This is a genomic window from Candidatus Liberibacter sp. (assembly GCF_014048425.1).
GTDB lineage: Bacteria > Pseudomonadota > Alphaproteobacteria > Rhizobiales > Rhizobiaceae > Liberibacter.
Map to the genome: position 1 here is coordinate 1 of NZ_JACETX010000006.1, position 16,478 is coordinate 16,478.

Consider the following 16,478-nt stretch of genomic DNA (forward strand, 5'->3'; position numbering starts at 1 on the left):
TGCCTGTGGAGGAATACACAATTAAGCTGTCCAATAAAGCAGGAACCCACTGAGGTGAGCCATACAATAGTATGAACACTGTAGGAATCCTCGTCCTTCAGGACGGGGAGGATGTCAACCTAGCTAATGCAGTGAGCTGTTCACGAACAACATTTGTGATCATCAGTGCCGATATGTATTTTGCTCTCACTTCAAATGGAGACAATGGGATGCCCATTTCCGAATACCGTTTTGCGGATCTTGGAACGTCTAACATGAACGTCTTAAACATGGAAAAAGGCACTAATTTGAATTGGGTCAAAAACCTTAAAAGCTCACCTGGGACAGTCCCTGCTTTAGCGTTCAACAATCCTAGATTTTGTTTGTCTAGCAGGCTAGGACCCATTGCACCCCTTGCCCATGTTTGCTGTTCCTTATGAAGCATGCCGTAAGGAAAAAAAATTAGAAATTGAATTAAAATCAAGTACTTAAGTAACAAGATAAATTTTCTTACAAAATGTCTTACTTTCTGTTATCCAAAAACATGAACCCTTTACGGCTGGACAAACGATAGAAGGAATTGCATGGCTATCACCTTTATCAGGACCAGCTCTTGCCGGGCTGTTTGATAGCAGTTTTTCCTCTTATTTCAAAGGCATAAGCGCCAGCGGTTACTTTTACACCATACCGACACTATATTTAAGTCTCTCTGAAAACAATCAAAAGAGCTTTTTATCCAAAATACAAAATTTCTTGAATGAGCTTCGTACAAAAACCGGAGAACACATTCGTAAAAAGCTTCCAGGAGATATTGGCGCACTTGCAGCAGCTCTTGTAACCGATGAGCGCCGAGCCATCTCCGAAGATACCACGAAATCCCTTAGAAGATCTGGATTAGCGCATATAATAGCGATATCTGGGTTAAATATGACGATAGCCGCAGGTATTTTTTCTCGGCATACGCTCACTCTTTTCTAGCCATATAGCCTTAACAGAAAGATTCCCAATCAAAAAAATCGCCGCTTTCGGGGCTCTTTTTACAGTGACGTCCTATTTTTTGATATCGGGAGCCAATGTGCCCACTCAAAGAGCCTATTTCATGACCGTCGTTATGCTAATCTCTTATTTGTTCGACAAACATTCCAACGGATTACGCAGCATCGCACTAACCGCCATCGTAATCATCTGCTTTTCCCCTTCAGAAGTGATCGGTCCTAGCTTTCAAATGTCATTCGCAACAACAACCGCACTCATAGCAATCAACGCTTATGGGAAAAAGAGAATGCTTCCTCACCCTCTCCTCAAAATTTTGCCTGACAAGGGAATGAGTATTACCGCTATAATACGTTTTTTCAAGACGGTCTTCATAACCTCTTTAATAGGCAGTGCCTCTGCCTCTATTTTCTTGATAAAATATTTTCACTGCATACCCTTGTATGGATTAATTGCAAATCTTCTTGCTATACCAATCTTATCGTTTGTAGTGATGCCATCAGGGCTTATCGCAGTATTACTCATGACTTTTTCTCTAGATGATATCCCTCTACACGTCATGGGTTGGGGATTGGAAATAGTAATCAATATTTCGAATAACATTTCAACATTAGGTGACGAAATATGCATGGGAAGAATCTCTAAAACTTCCTTTATATTCGCAGTTATTGGTTTCGTTCTATTAGTCTTTTTCCAGACAAATATCCGCCACATCGGAACTATAATGATAGTTTTTATAGCTATACCCGTCGCTATCTTTTTCCCTTATCCTCCTCCTGACCTTATTGTTTCCGAAGATGGAAAACTCGTCGCATTTTTGTATAAAAACACTTTAAATTCCAACAATTCAAATCCTTCTCAATTCATACTTTCCCAATGGGAAACAGCGCTAATGGCTACAATTTACGGAAAACCAAAAAAACTAAAGAAGAAAGAAATTCCCAAAAAAAAAATCGACCAGGATTTCTTTAAAAAAGTTCTCACATTAACAAAACCTGGAAGCTTTCTCTGCGTTGATAAATTATTTTGTACCGGATACCATCATGAAAGCGGGTTGGTTATTACTACCCTTAAAAAGGAAGAATACGCTGGCCTATCTTGCCAATTTTCTGACATCCTCATAACAGAGATAGAAGGAATAAAGTCCGAATCATGTGGTGTTTCGCTATTAATTTCTCCAGAAACACTCAGAGAAAAAGGCTCTCTGGAAATACGCATTATCCCATCATCAAACAAGGGAAATGACAGACCTTCCTTTATTGTCAACGGCGCTATAACAAATCCCTATGCTCCTTGGAACAAGAACGGAAGAGAATTAATGTTAATGCCAAGACAATAAAGAATAAAATAACAATAAATTAATTATAGGTATGTATTTCAAGATTCATAGCTAGTTTTCAAGGACTCAGTCCAGAAGGATCCATGACAAACACTTGATCACGATGGATCTGATACTTCGACGATCACGATACGATAGCGGACACTTTGAATACAGATCGTTGTGATAATGATGTTGATAATGTCGTTCCGTTATCCAAAAATAATATAGATCGGAAGAACTAGTCCACTGATAATTGCAATATAAAATATTCTCTAAATTGAGAGAGATCTAAAGGATCTGGATAAGTTAATTTACGGCAATTTAAAAAGAATCCATCATATTTGAAATGGATGAGGAGGATTAATCCTAAGCTAAATATTTGTTTTAACGTCTTAAATTTTTTTTATTTTAAATCTCTAGATAAAGATTGTTGTCAGAGCAATGGCGACTTTCTAGAGAATGCTTGAAGCTTGAATATTTGCAATTATTTTTTCCGAAAATCAATCCGCCTTTTTAAAGAGATTTTTTGATATCAAGTTATCCAAGATACTATGACTTATTCGCGTTTGATGTATGCTTCGCTGTCTTTGGCTAATACTTCTATGCATTTCATTGCTATATTTTTAGATTAAATGATCAATTCATTGGTCAAATCACTTTCGTTATTTTCTCCCTTATCCAGAACAAGTCCTCATTTATGATGATAATAGCGCACCCTTCCTACCAATTTTCTTGTATCTTTATACTACTGAGCGGGAAATACGGGTTTTATATGCAGGCTCTAAATCAATAAAATCTCTTAAGAGAAGATTCCTTGTTGTTCAGGGAAATAACAATTATATTTCCTATATTAACCGTTTTACTAGCACAACAATTTTATAGCTTTAATCATCTCAACTTGTTGTTTATGCTTTACATGGTTTATATAAAAATCAAACATAGAGGGAACGAAACGGAGCAAAAACCCAAATATGCCACCAACAATGAACATACTCATCCGTTCGATAACCAATTTTTGACCTTGAAAACAACATAAAAGATAGAAGCTACGCTGAGAGTTATAAAACCCTCTCTTAGAATCCCAGCTCCAATCATTGAATCATCCCCCCTTCTCAAAAGCATAATGCTCACCTTTTTATAGCATTTTTTCTGGAATCAGGATGTCACATGTACTGTTTTGAATAGAAGAAATCAAACCTTCAACTGCTATATCCTCCCCATCCCCATAAGCGGAATTGACAAAAAATGAGATCCCGCCTTCGAATCTATTTTATAAGAGGAGAATCCTTTTTAGATCTAGATCTTGATTTTATCAGAGACTGCTTCAAAACTTTGGTCACTGCCTCCACAAGGAGGATTCCACCCAACCTGAAAAGCCATGAATAAATTGATTGCACGCAAGGAAAATATCTTAAACTTTTCTGGAATTTTAAAAAGCCACGCCAATGCTCAAGATCATCTAGGAATGCGACGGATAAATCCCTTTCTTTTCAAAGGTTTTTTTGAATAGAATTTTTGCTAGAATCAGATTATAAGTTCTGTAACCTCAAAAACGTTAACAATACGTTGATATCCCCCTGATTGAGAAGAAAATTGAGGACTGTTTTCATTTCATCAAATGACGGAGAAACACACGTTATCTATACGCTCTTGAATAAAATACAAGGGCTTTTGCTGCTTGAGAGTCAACCTCTTTAGGACTTTATCCTCAAACAGAATAGTCATATCAATCCTTACGAGAAAATATCCTATGATATACTAACGTAAATGCAATTTAATACATAGGTCTTTTAAAAATATAGACATAAGGTATCCCTCCAAGTATTGCAAAACAATATCTAGTCCATTATTACGGTGCATGCTTTCATGGTTACCTTCCTCAAGAATATGTAAAAATGAAAAGGATTTAGGCTAAAAAATAGCAGGTTATACTACTCATGCGATATCTTTTCTCAGCATAAAAACCAATTCTTTGGGGGATCCTTCATAAAATACCGCTTAACAAGAGATAGAAGCGATTCGCATGCAACACGCTAACTCAGAAGTTGTCCTCAAAAACGGCACAAAACAAGTGACGTTTTCCAATTCAAAACGTTTTTCACTCATTTCAGGACCATGTCAAATAGAAAGTCGCAAGCATTCCTTTATGATTGCAGAGAGGCTTTGTGAGATTTGCACTTCTCTCAATATTGGATTGGTTTATAAATCCTCATATGACAAAGCAAATCGCAGTTCACTGATGAGTCAACGCGGCGTAGGAATCGATGAAGGGCGACATATTTTTCAGGATCTGAAAGAGAAATACGGTTTTCCAATCCTAACGGATGTTCATAGTGAATCTGAGTGTAAAAAGATAGCTGATAGCGTTGATATTTTGCAAATTCCTGCTTTGCTATGCCGTCAAACAAATCTGTTAGTCGCAGCAGCTCAAACAGGACGCGTTATTCATGTAAAAAAAGGACAATCTCTCTCTCCTGTAGAAATGCAAAATGTCCTTTACAAACTAAATGCCAGCGGCGCAAAAAATGTATTACTTTGTGAGCGTGGCTCATGTTTTGGATACAATAACCTCGTTGTCGATATGCGATCTTTACCTATCATGGCATCTATGGGTGTTCCTGTTATTTTTGATGCCAGCCATTCTATCCAGAGACCTGGACTGAAGGGGGATAGATCTGGAGGAGATCCTCAATTCATCCCCTATCTCGCCAAAGCTGCCATTGCCATAGGCGTCGCCGGCATATTTCTCGAAACACACCAAGATCCTCAAAACGCCCCATCCGATGGTCAAAACATGATAAAAATAGATGATCTACCAAAACTTCTACGACAGCTACTAGCCATCGACAAAGTTGTAAAATCGATGTAGGAAATGGTAGTGTCTGCTTGTCCCAATCTTTTGTACAGAAACTTTATTCAGGAGAGACTATGATCCCCATAACAGATATAACTGCTCGAGAAATTCTTGATAGTCGGGGTAATCCAACTATTGAAGTTGATGTCCTCCTTGAAGACGGAAGCATTGGCCGTGCCGCAGTTCCTTCCGGTGCCTCTACTGGAAGCCATGAAGCTATTGAGTTGCGGGACAAAGAAACTCGTTATTTTGGGAAAGGCGTTTTGAAAGCCGTTGAAATCATTAATAAAGAGATTCGCACAGCATTACTGGGACAGGATGCCAGAGATCAACTCCTTATCGATCAAACAATGATTGATCTTGATGGAACCCCTAATAAAGCTCGTTTTGGTGCAAATTCTATCCTTGGCGTATCTCTCGCTGTTGCTAAAGCGGCAGCTCAAGCATCCTATTTACCTTTATACCAATATTTAGGAGGATGTAACGCTCATGTCCTCCCCGTTCCCATGATGAACATTCTTAATGGTGGTCTTCACGCTGATAATTCTATTGATTTCCAAGAGTTTATGATTGTCCCCGCAGGTGCCAAAAACATCCGCGAAGCCATCCGCATGGGTGCAGAAGTATTTCATACCTTAAAACAGGAATTAAAATTACAAGGATATCGTACCGATGTCGGAGACGAAGGAGGATTTTCTCCTGATCTCAATAAAACTTCCTTCGCACTTGATTTAATTGTGAACTCTATAGACAAAGCAGGATACGCTGCAGGGAAAGATATATTTATCGCTCTTGACTGTGCTGCAACTGAATTTTTTATAGGGGGAAAGTATATTTTAAAGGGTGAAAACCTAGAACTACAGCCTGAAGAGATGGCCGATTATCTTTCTGATCTTATTAGCCGCTATCCTATCATCTCTATTGAAGACGGGATGTCTGAAAATGACTGGGATGGCTGGAAAATTTTGACTGAGAAAGTAGGTTCCCATTGTCAATTAGTGGGCGATGACCTTTTTGTTACCAACTCCGATCGTTTAAGAAAGGGGATAAAATCAGGTGTCGCAAATTCGATACTTATTAAACTAAATCAAATAGGCTCCCTTTCCGAAACACTGAATACCGTGGATACAGCACATAAGGCAGGATACTCAAGTGTTATTTCCCATCGCTCCGGGGAAACAGAGGATCATACAATAGCAGATCTAGCAGTTGCAATTAACAGTGGACAGATCAAGGCTGGATCCCTAGCACGCTCTGACAGACTCGCAAAATATAATCAATTAATCCGAATCGAAGAAAGCCTCGGAAAACAGGCAAAATTTGCTGGTTATTGTATACTAGACAAATAACCTGAGTTATATGACTAGACACAGCTTTTTTGTTGCCGTAAAAAGGAAGTGTGATTACCTGATTTTAGTTTTAATCAATCCCTTTGTATTATCTTTATTGTGAAGAAGCGTTTCCTGCAAAGTTCTTAGATATGTTAACGAAGCATCATAAAAAAAGCGAAATTACTAGGATAGTCTTGCGAGCCATATCTATTGCGTCAATAATTTATTTTGGAAACCATGCTATTCGAGGTGATTACGGCTTGTACGCAACCGAAATTTTGAAGAAACGTCTAACTGAATATGAAAGCTCACTTTCAGAGCTGCGTAAAACTCGCGCAAAACTGGAACATAAGGTGAAATTATTGAGTGATGGATCTCTCGAAAGAGATATGCTGGATGAAAAGGCACGCTATAATCTCAATTTATCCCGTTCTGATGAAATTATTCTATTTGATTCCTATTTTTAGTTATGAACCTATTTCTTTCTTGTAAAAAAAATGTCCGACTATTAATCCCTTGTATGGAATTGTATGGATAATACTTTGATCTTATTCACGGGATATTTTTAAATAAATTGCCCAAGACGTGGCAAGGGACATGGACGACGGAGATATAAAGATGAGTCAATCTCAATCTATTTCACAATGTCATGATATTATGGAACAACTTATGCTTGATCCTTCCTTCAAGACACCAAAGATTTCTGAATTTGATAGCACGGAGGAATTATCCGCATATCGGGAAATGTTGCTTATTCGTCGTTTTGAAGAAAAATCTGGTCAATTATATGGCATGGGGTTAATCGGTGGATTTTGTCACCTTTGCATTGGTCAAGAAGCTGTGATCGTCGGCATGAAAATGGCTCTTAAACCAGGAGATCAAATGATCACAGGGTATAGAGATCATGGACATATCCTCTCTTGTTCAGTAGATCCATCAAAGGTAATGGCAGAATTGACTGGTGGTCAGAGAGGCATATCAAAAGGCAAAGGTGGATCAATGCATATGTTCTCGAAAGAAAATGGATTTTACGGAGGGCATGGCATTGTTGGAGCACAAGTTTCCCTCGGAACAGGGATTGCCTTTGCAAACAAATACCGTAATTCTGATAGAGTATGTGCAGTTTGTTTTGGAGATGGCGCTGCAAATCAAGGACAAGTTTATGAAAGTTTCAACATGGCTGCACTGTGGAAACTCAACGTAGTTTATATTGTTGAAAACAATCAATATGCCATGGGAACTTCTGTTATGCGAGCATCTGCCCAACCTGATTTTTCAAAAAGAGGTATCTCATTTGGAATTCCTGGGATACAGGTTGATGGTATGGACGTACGATCTGTCAAGGAATCAATGGATAAGTCCATTGATTATTGCCGTTCCAATAATAACGGTCCGATTATAGTAGAAATGCTAACATATCGCTATAGAGGACATTCTATGTCCGATCCCGCAAACTATCGGACCCGCGATGAAGTCAATGAAATGCGCACTGCTCATGATCCGATTGAACAAGTTCGCATGAGATTATTGGAAAAAAAATGGGCGAGTGAAAGTGATTTGAAAGCAATAGAGGGTGAAGTGCGTAAAATTGTAAATGATAGTGTAGATTTTGCAAAATCCGATAGGGAACCTGATCCTTCTGAACTCTACTCAGATATTCTTACCTGAAGCAGGAGAGAAAACATGCCAATTATAATAACTATGCCATCTCTTTCTCCTACAATGAAAGACGGAAATATCTCTGAATGGAAAAAAAAAGTAGGAGATCCTATCACACCAGGTGACATTCTATGCGAAGTTGAAACCGATAAAGCAATTATGGAAGTGGAATCCATAGATGAAGGGACTCTAGGAAAGATTATTGTGCCAGATGGCACAAGAAATGTTTGTATCAACACTCCTATTGCTATCATTCTTCAAGAAGGAGAGACTGTAGCGGATATCGAATCGGTTATCCCCCAACAATCAGAAGAAGATACCAGTATGGCACCAAGTCCTTCGACACCAAAATCACCTGATAAAAGTGACGTTTTACCCAATTTTTCAATGACCAAATGTACTGAAAAAGATATTTTACAAGATTGCGATGCTTATGCAAATTCCCCAACAACTTCAATGACTGTGCGAGAAGCATTGCGTGATGCCATGGCAGAAGAAATGCGTCGTGACGCGGATGTCTTCATCATGGGCGAAGAAGTGGCAGAATATCAAGGGGCCTATAAAGTGACTCAAGGGCTTCTGCAAGAATTCAGTTCTAAAAGAGTTGTTGATACACCAATTACTGAACATGGATTTGCAGGTATTGGTATAGGATCAGCTTATGCAGGATTGAAACCCATCGTGGAGTTTATGACTTTTAATTTTGCAATGCAGGCGATAGATCAAATTATTAATTCAGCCGCTAAGACACGATACATGTCTGGTGGACAAATGCTTGTACCTATTGTATTTCGCGGTCCTAATGGAGCTGCTGCACGCGTTGCCGCACAACATTCTCAATGCTATGCGGCATGGTATAGCCACATTCCAGGATTAAAGGTCGTTATGCCTTATACAGCATCTGATGCCAAGGGACTTCTTAAAGCTGCTATCCGCGATCCTAATCCTGTTGTTTTTCTTGAAAATGAAATCCTTTATGGAGAAAACTTTGATGTTCCTATAGTCGATGATTTTATATTGCCGATTGGAAAGGCACGCATTCACCGTAAAGGCAACGATGTTACGGTGGTTTCTTTTGGAATCGGCATGCACTATGCCACAAAAGCAGTCTCTGAACTAGAAAAAGAAGGCATAGACGTAGAATTGATCGATCTTCGCACTATTCGTCCCATGGATTTGCAGACAATATTGGAATCTGTTAAAAAGACAGGGAGACTGGTAACTATTGAAGAAGGATATCCACAGTCATCGGTGGGTTCAGAGATAGCTAATCGCGTTCAAAAGGAAGTTTTTGACTATCTTGATGCTCCTATCCTGACGATTGCAGGCAAGGATGTTCCAATGCCATATGCAAAAAATCTAGAAAAACTTGCTCTTCCTAGTGTGAGTGAAATTATTGAGGCCGTTGAGTTTGTCTGTTATAAACAAAAGGCGAGGAATTTATGATAAATACAATAACTATGCCTGCGCTATCTCCGACCATGAAAGAAGGAAAGTTGGCAAAGTGGATGGTCAAAAAAGGAGATGCAGTCTCTCCAGGTGATGTTATTTGTGAGATTGAGACTGATAAAGCCCTTATGGAAGTAGAGGCTGTGGATGAAGGAATTGTGCAAGAAATCCTCATCCCCGAAGGAAGCGAAAATGTTAAGGTCAACAGCGCGATATTGAGTTTATCTACCGATTGTGATGAACCCGCAACATTTCCTACCAAACTACCAGCAAGTTCTGTACAGCCTGATCAAAACATCTCCGATCAACCTCCAAAGAATCCTATACGTTCTCCTATATATTCCAAAGAACAAAAAAACCAATCCCCGAGAGACGGAAATTTACGCCTTATTTCCCCTCTTGCACGTCGTCTTGCACAAGAAAATGGAATTAATATTTCTTCTATATCTGGTTCCGGTCCTCATGGACGTATTATCAAGAGAGATATTGACAAGTTCCTGCTACAAAGCTCGACAGAATTTTCACCGCAGCATTTTCCAACCCAATCGTTGGCAACAACCGATGATACATCTTCTGCATCTGATGCTGATACTTTACGGATGTTTGCAAAGGATTCCTACGAATCTATGCCGCATGACAGTATGCGCAAGACCATTGCTCGCAGACTTCAAGATTCCAAGAGATTCATACCGCATTTTTATGTATCAATTGATTGCAATATTGATAATCTTCTCTCTTTACGAACACAGACAAACACTGCGATGCAGTCTTGCAAAGAAACAAAAGATACCATTAACAAAATCTCCGTCAATGACCTCGTTTTAAAGGCTTTTGCATTGGCGATGGCACAAGTACCAGATGCTAATGTTTCCTGGACAGAGACTTCTCTTCTTCGTCACCGACATGTTGATATCAGCGTCGCCGTAAGTGTTCCAGGGGGAATTGTCACCCCTATCATTCGAAAAGCCGATCAAAAAAGTGTTTTTGATATTTCTTCGGAGATGAAAAATCTTAGCCAACGTGCCAAACAAAGGAAACTTAAACCTGAAGAATATCTAGGCGGGACAACTTCTGTATCCAACATGGGAATGCTTGGCGTCAAAAGTTTTTGCGCTGTCATTAATCCGCCCCAATCTACCATCCTTGCTGTAGGCGCTGGAGAGCAAAGACCCATAATTCAAGCGGGAGCAATAAAAATTGCAACTTTAATGACAGTAACTCTTTCAGCTGATCACCGTTCTGTAGACGGTGCTGTTGCTTCAGAGTTATTGTCCGCTTTTAAGGAATACATAGAAAATCCCGTCAGAATACTACTGTAAACAAGGGATAAAATTTCAAATTTTCCCCTTATTGATTGTGTGTCTAGACACAGAGCATTGTGTACATAAAACGAATAAGATGCGTGAAGTGGAGAGATTTATGTCAAAACCCTATGATGTGATTATAATTGGCTCGGGTCCAGGTGGATATATTGCCGCTATACGTGCTGCGCAGCTTGGTCTTAAAGTGGCTGTTGTCGAATATGAAAATTTAGGCGGTATTTGCTTAAATTGGGGCTGTATTCCAACAAAGTCTTTGCTACGTTCTGCCGAAATATTTGATTATATCCGTAATGCGGCACATTATGGACTGAGTAATATCGGACAACCATCTGAACCCAATATAAAGGATATTGTAGAGCGTTCTCGGAGCGTTTCACATCAATTGAATCGCGGCGTAGAGTTTTTGATGTATAAAAATAAGATTGATATCATTTGGGGTCAAGCAGTACTAAAGAGCCCTTCCGAAATCATCGTTTCAAAACCAACAAAACCGGTAATTCAACCACAACATCCTATTCCAAAGAAAGTTTTGGGAGAAGGTGTTTATGCAGCAAAACATATCATTATTGCCACAGGCGCTCGACCACGCTCTATTCCAGGAATACAGCCAGAGGACAACAAGTTAATATGGACATATTTTGAAGCGCTCAAGCCACAGAAAAAACCAAAATCCCTTATCGTATTGGGATCTGGGGCTATTGGAGTAGAATTATCGTCCTTTTATAATTCCATAGGTGTAGATATATCTCTTATAGAGTTAAAGAAGCATATTTTGCCGATAGAAGATTCAGAAATTTCCAGATTTGTTCAGAAATCTCTTCAAAATAGAGGGATAAAAATACTAACCGAATCAAAAATTTTCGACGTCAAAACAAAAAAGGATTCAGTATCTGTCCAACTAGAAGATAAAAGTGGTTCACACTCATTGATGACAGCAGACCGCTTAATACTAGCCGCCGGCGTACAGGGAAATATTGAAAATATTGGACTAAAAGAACTAGGCATTAAAACAGAAAATGGTTGCATCGTCGTGGATGGTTATAGTCGCACTAACGTATCTGGAATCTATGCCATTGGTGATGTAGCTGGTCCACCAATGCTAGCTCATAAAGCTGAGCATGAAGGCGTGATATGTATCGAAAAAATCGCGGGTCTTCCCAATGTCTCTCCTCTGGATAAGAGAAAAATTCCTGGATGTACGTATTGCAATCCCCAAGTCGCATCCATCGGCATGACGGAAGAAACTGCTAAAAATCAAGGGCTTGATATTCGTGTTGGCAGATATAGTTTTTCTGCCAATGGTAAGGCTATCGCACTTGGAGAAGATGCCGGAATTGTCAAAACCATTTTTGACAAAAAGACAGGAGAATTGTTGGGAGCCCATATGGCAGGAGCAGAAGTGACTGAGCTTATTCAAGGTTTTGCTATAGCAATGAATCTGGAAACCACCGAAAAGGACTTAATGCATACTGTTTTTCCGCACCCTACACTTTCCGAGATGATGAAAGAAAGTGTTCTGGATGCATATTCCCGTGTTATTAATGCCTAAAAACCTATATATTATCAATGTTTTAGAAAATAATCTTTATGATTGAGTATGCAAAGGATATGATCCTAGATTTTCTTGTCAAGCATTGCAAGGCTTGATTATCGGTTTTTTTGGAGCAACTTGGGCTTTATGATTGACATGTGCAGTCATCTTGCTCTCCGAAAGATTTTCTTGCTCCTTAATATCAATGGACTGTCAAAAATCTTTTTGGTACAAGGAAAAAAGGTTCTCTCGTTGCTAGATGACGATCTTACTGTCAATGATAGATCCTTGATTTTTCCCTAGCTTTATTGGAATAATTATGGTTACGGTTTTCAATGCAGTCAATAAAAAGAAGCCCCTTCTAAAATCTATTCACGATAGAGAACAAAGGGTTCGACACCCCGAAAAGGCCCATAAACCTAATACAGAGATTATGGAAAAACCGGATTGGATTCGTGTGCGCGCTCCTGTATCGCAGGGTTATAAAAAAACCTATGATATTGTGCGCTCTCATCAATTAGTAACAGTTTGCGAAGAAGCAGGATGTCCCAATATCGGGGAATGCTGGAACAAAAGTCATGCTACTTTTATGATTATGGGAGCAATTTGCACAAGAGCCTGTGCATTCTGCAATGTTTCTACGGGAAAACCACAATCTTTAGATCCCAAAGAACCCCAAAACGTCGCATGGGCCGTTAAATCTATGCAACTTTCACATGTAGTTATCACATCTGTCGATCGCGATGACCTTGAGGACGGTGGCGCCCAGCACTTTGCAGATGTTATTTTAGCAATAAGAGAATCCTCGCCATCCACAACTATTGAAGTACTCACCCCTGATTTTTTGCGAAAACATCATGCCTTAGAGAAAGTGATTGAAGCGAAGCCTAACGTGTTCAATCATAATCTTGAAACAGTTGCTTCGAATTATCTTACGGTGCGCCCTGGTGCTCGTTATTTTCATTCCCTACGACTATTACAACATGCAAAGGAATTAGATCCTAAAATTTTTACCAAATCCGGACTGATGCTCGGTCTTGGAGAAAAACGAAATGAAGTATTACAACTCATGGATGATTTGCGAACTGCTGAAGTTGATTTTTTGACCATCGGACAATACCTTCAGCCAACACGCAAGCATAAAAAAGTAGAAGATTTTGTAACACCGCAAGAGTTTAAATCCTATGAAACCATCGCTTATAGCAAAGGATTCCTGATGGTTTCTTCAAGCCCCCTGACTCGCTCCTCTTATCATGCCGGAGATGATTTTTTACGTTTAAAAGCTATCCGTGAAAAGAGCGATTGTAGAAATGAAAGTGTACTTATACCCTCTAAAACCATAGCAAGAAGTTAGAATATCTTCTTTCAAGAAAAAAGTAGAGATGAGTAAATTCGAATAATGCATCATTTTAAATCTAATCGTGTCGTCAGTTATAATTCTGAACAAATGTTTGACTTGGTAGCCGACGTAGAGAAGTATCCCCAATTCGTCCCACTTTGCAAAAAAATTGTCGTTTATTCCCACGAACAAATCGACAAAGAATTATCGCTCGTAGCTGGCATGACAATAGGCTATATGGGTATACAGGAAACTTTCATTACTCAGGTACAGCTTCAAAAGCACAAGAAAAGAATTTTCGTCAAGCATATTGAAAACCTGTTTCGATTTTTAGAAAACCACTGGCATTTTGAAGAAACTCCCAGTGGCAAATGCGTTATTCACTTCTCTATAAAGTACGAACTTAAAAATATCCTTTTCGATAAAGCACTCAAACTGATGTTTGATCGTACATTTCTTTCTTTTGCAGCAGCATTTGAAAAGCGTGCCCAAGAAATTTATCAACCTTCTCTATCTCGGCAATAAAATATCTTGTGAAATTCGTTTCGCCAAAATATAAATGCAGAAAATTGGGAGAACGTCGCTCATAAAATCCGTGAACGGATTTTTACTGAAGGGAAGAGACTCAATGGGGGGACTGTAGATAATATGAAGATTAAATTGAAAAACGAATCACATCTTTCAAAGAAATTGGTTTAATTTTTTGCTAAGAATTTTTCCTCGATCATATCCGTGTAGTTTAATAGCTTTATCTTATGCTGGTATCCGCAATTTTCTCTATCAAAAAAAGTCCAACCTCTATTACGAAACGTTAACTTTTTATATGGAATTACTCTTGAAAGAAGAAGTTGTTATTAAGATAATAACTTTCTGATATCAGAAGATTTCAATGTACTTTTCTATCAATATCTTAATTTTCTCAATATTAATCTTCTATAAGAAACGGGTATTCTCCACAAATTCACGAGGCGAATACCCGTGCCAGATGATATACCAAAAAGGAAATGGCTACTGCGAAATGTTGTGAACATAACAATAGAAATGCTTTCTATTGTATCATCCTACTTTCTTGCGTATTTTTGACTTCTCACTACGAATAGCTTTAGTAAGCGCATTTCTATCCTCAATCAAGCTCTCCAAAAGAGCTTCAAAAATTTCACCTTCAAAAGAATCCGCTTTATCACTGCGAAACGATACCCGTGTCATACCATACTCCTAATTTCGCAAATTTTATCGGATCAAAGGAAGTGAATACCCCCCTATAAATACAGTATTCATAATAGGAATTATGAGGGTCTCCTAAAAGAGTTTTCTCTTTATAAGGTTAAGATATCCTTTAAAAAAATTTATAAAATATACCAAAATATAAAATAACTTTAATAATAAATATTATTATAAATAAACATTTCATTAAATGATAATTTATAATTATGTGCAAAATTATAAATATTTTAATGTTCAAAAAAATAATAAAAACAATTTAGAATAACTTTATATTGATTATAGAATTCATATAATGTATATTCTCAATATAATTTAAAAATTAATATTTTAATATATTAAAAACAAAGGTTATATTTTCATAAAAGAATAGCAAGATATAAAATAACTTTGAACATTACTTCTTCACGGCAGAAGTCAGCGTGGATAATACTATTATTTTGGTATCGGATAGCTTTTTTATTGCTCTGATTCAAAAAAGATAAAATAGATAAATTTATACTGGGCATATACAAAGTTGTTTATAGAGGTTAGAAATGGCACTCTATAAAGATAAAACTCTTCTATGTAAGGCATTTGTTCCTATATAAACATTGTGAGAAAAGAAGTGATTCTATCACTTCTTTGATTGCCATCAACGCTGGCATATTAGATCATCTTTAGTGCCATTGAAAGAAGAAAGAATACGGAAGATTTTCGAATGTATCACATAATCATGATTTTATTTATCATACCTTTATTTGTCATAGTTACGTGCACCATATTCATTGGCACAAAGAACACCTCCCATATCATGGAATATTTTAAGTTTCTATGTGCGGAAATGCGAAAAATTCTCTTGGAAATGCGCATGAAATCGTGCCAAATATTCTGTTTTTTCAAGGCAAAACAAATACAGAAAAACACCAATAATCTTGGCAAACAATCTCAAAAAAAACAGTCTCCACAAGAGATATCTCATCATTCGAAAGAAAAAATACAGCCCGAAATCATCCGCACCATTCCTCTCCAAAAAAAGAATGTGAATCCGAAAGGTGAAGATAAGAAGAAAAGAGATGTTCTTTCTACTGAAAAAACAAAACGCACTAGTACACTTACTAAATCTAAAAAGAAAAACACAAGCCCTACTATCAAGAAAACCAAAAAAGATACGTAATAAAATAAGATTTTAGATAACTATCACAAAAATCTCTATCATTCGTTGCCTTGGATGGATTTTTTCTCAGTTTTATAGGCTTGATCCTTTTGTGAGATACATTCATATACCATATCTTATCAATTCTCGGCAGAGAGAACACGTGGTTTCTACTTCTGCCATGGAACTCCCTTCCTTTTGGGATCATAAACCTCCGATAAAGGCTCTAACATCTTTAAAATCTCTTCAGGATTTATTCTTGTCTATAAAACAATCAAGCTGGGAGTAACTCTGGCAGAACCATGTTCTACGTCGATTTTTTCAAGCAGGCATTTCAACCTTCC

14 protein-coding genes are annotated in these 16,478 nt (G+C 38.0%); 12 read left to right on the plus strand and 2 right to left on the minus strand.

All coding sequences use genetic code 11. The annotated features are described in order from the left end of the window. Nucleotides 1-97 precede the first annotated feature (97 nt). Entirely contained in the window at nt 98-478 is a 381-nt protein-coding gene (locus H0G72_RS01435) for a hypothetical protein (protein ID WP_182016883.1), read from the minus strand. A gap of 254 nt (nt 479-732) precedes the next feature. Between H0G72_RS01435 and H0G72_RS01440 the strand changes: the two genes are divergently transcribed. From H0G72_RS01440 to H0G72_RS01490, 11 genes are all read left to right on the plus strand, one after another. After that, on the plus strand, nt 733-957 hold the full coding sequence (locus H0G72_RS01440; protein WP_182016885.1) for a ComEC/Rec2 family competence protein: 225 nt from the start codon (nt 733-735) through the stop codon (nt 955-957). A gap of 4 nt (nt 958-961) precedes the next feature. Then, complete coding sequence (locus H0G72_RS01445) at nt 962-2,311, plus strand: ComEC/Rec2 family competence protein (RefSeq protein WP_310649472.1); 1,350 nt, start codon at nt 962-964, stop codon at nt 2,309-2,311. Nucleotides 2,312-4,316: 2,005 nt separating this feature from the next. After that, nucleotides 4,317-5,162, plus strand: coding sequence for a 3-deoxy-8-phosphooctulonate synthase (gene kdsA / locus H0G72_RS01450; protein WP_182016887.1), 846 nt, complete (start codon nt 4,317-4,319; stop codon nt 5,160-5,162). Nucleotides 5,163-5,221: 59 nt separating this feature from the next. Beyond that, nucleotides 5,222-6,496: a phosphopyruvate hydratase gene (eno, locus tag H0G72_RS01455; protein ID WP_182016889.1), complete on the plus strand. Its 1,275-nt coding sequence runs from the start codon at nt 5,222-5,224 to the stop codon at nt 6,494-6,496. A 131-nt stretch (nt 6,497-6,627) separates the two neighbouring features. After that, nucleotides 6,628-6,945, plus strand: a complete 318-nt coding sequence (locus tag H0G72_RS01460) for an FtsB family cell division protein (RefSeq protein ID WP_182016891.1) — start codon at nt 6,628-6,630, stop codon at nt 6,943-6,945. A gap of 202 nt (nt 6,946-7,147) precedes the next feature. Further along, nucleotides 7,148-8,146, plus strand: a complete 999-nt coding sequence (gene pdhA, locus H0G72_RS01465; protein WP_259345087.1) for a pyruvate dehydrogenase (acetyl-transferring) E1 component subunit alpha — start codon at nt 7,148-7,150, stop codon at nt 8,144-8,146. Between the two features lie 54 nt (nt 8,147-8,200). Beyond that, nucleotides 8,201-9,583: a pyruvate dehydrogenase complex E1 component subunit beta gene (locus tag H0G72_RS01470; protein WP_409049308.1), complete on the plus strand. Its 1,383-nt coding sequence runs from the start codon at nt 8,201-8,203 to the stop codon at nt 9,581-9,583. Continuing rightward, a complete protein-coding gene (locus H0G72_RS01475) occupies nt 9,580-10,905 on the plus strand; it encodes a pyruvate dehydrogenase complex dihydrolipoamide acetyltransferase (RefSeq protein ID WP_182016895.1) in 1,326 nt (441 codons plus the stop codon). The genes H0G72_RS01470 and H0G72_RS01475 overlap by 4 nt, the downstream gene beginning before the upstream one ends. A gap of 100 nt (nt 10,906-11,005) precedes the next feature. After that, nucleotides 11,006-12,457, plus strand: coding sequence for a dihydrolipoyl dehydrogenase (gene lpdA, locus H0G72_RS01480; RefSeq protein ID WP_182016897.1), 1,452 nt, complete (start codon nt 11,006-11,008; stop codon nt 12,455-12,457). Nucleotides 12,458-12,758: 301 nt separating this feature from the next. Next, nucleotides 12,759-13,793 (plus strand): lipoyl synthase, encoded by a 1,035-nt coding sequence (gene lipA / locus H0G72_RS01485; protein WP_182016899.1) that lies wholly within the window; start codon nt 12,759-12,761, stop codon nt 13,791-13,793. Between the two features lie 45 nt (nt 13,794-13,838). Beyond that, a complete protein-coding gene (locus H0G72_RS01490; RefSeq protein ID WP_182016901.1) occupies nt 13,839-14,303 on the plus strand; it encodes a type II toxin-antitoxin system RatA family toxin in 465 nt (154 codons plus the stop codon). A 531-nt stretch (nt 14,304-14,834) separates the two neighbouring features. Here H0G72_RS01490 and H0G72_RS01495 read toward each other — a convergent pair. After that, on the minus strand, nt 14,835-14,984 hold the full coding sequence (locus H0G72_RS01495; protein WP_182016904.1) for a hypothetical protein: 150 nt from the start codon (nt 14,982-14,984) through the stop codon (nt 14,835-14,837). 865 nt (nt 14,985-15,849) lie between these two features. Between H0G72_RS01495 and H0G72_RS01500 the strand changes: the two genes are divergently transcribed. Beyond that, nucleotides 15,850-16,155 carry a hypothetical protein gene (locus H0G72_RS01500; RefSeq protein ID WP_182016906.1) on the plus strand — a complete coding sequence of 102 codons (306 nt, stop codon included), beginning with the start codon at nt 15,850-15,852 and terminating at the stop codon, nt 16,153-16,155. The last annotated feature ends 323 nt before the right edge of the window (nt 16,156-16,478 follow it).

Excerpts from the sequence above, each read along its gene's own strand:
- H0G72_RS01475 (WP_182016895.1), top strand. The coding sequence starts at position 9,580 with ATGATAAATACAATAACTATGCCTGCGCTATCTCCGACCATGAAAGAA.
- pdhA (WP_259345087.1), top strand. The coding sequence starts at position 7,148 with ATGCTTGATCCTTCCTTCAAGACACCAAAGATTTCTGAATTTGATAGC.
- kdsA (WP_182016887.1), top strand. The coding sequence starts at position 4,317 with ATGCAACACGCTAACTCAGAAGTTGTCCTCAAAAACGGCACAAAACAA.
- eno (WP_182016889.1), top strand. The coding sequence starts at position 5,222 with ATGATCCCCATAACAGATATAACTGCTCGAGAAATTCTTGATAGTCGG.
- H0G72_RS01460 (WP_182016891.1), top strand. The coding sequence starts at position 6,628 with ATGTTAACGAAGCATCATAAAAAAAGCGAAATTACTAGGATAGTCTTG.
- lipA (WP_182016899.1), top strand. The coding sequence starts at position 12,759 with ATGGTTACGGTTTTCAATGCAGTCAATAAAAAGAAGCCCCTTCTAAAA.
- H0G72_RS01500 (WP_182016906.1), top strand. The coding sequence starts at position 15,850 with ATGAAATCGTGCCAAATATTCTGTTTTTTCAAGGCAAAACAAATACAG.
- H0G72_RS01470 (WP_409049308.1), top strand. The coding sequence starts at position 8,201 with ATGAAAGACGGAAATATCTCTGAATGGAAAAAAAAAGTAGGAGATCCT.
- H0G72_RS01490 (WP_182016901.1), top strand. The coding sequence starts at position 13,839 with ATGCATCATTTTAAATCTAATCGTGTCGTCAGTTATAATTCTGAACAA.
- H0G72_RS01495 (WP_182016904.1), bottom strand. The coding sequence starts at position 14,984 with ATGACACGGGTATCGTTTCGCAGTGATAAAGCGGATTCTTTTGAAGGT.
- lpdA (WP_182016897.1), top strand. The coding sequence starts at position 11,006 with ATGTCAAAACCCTATGATGTGATTATAATTGGCTCGGGTCCAGGTGGA.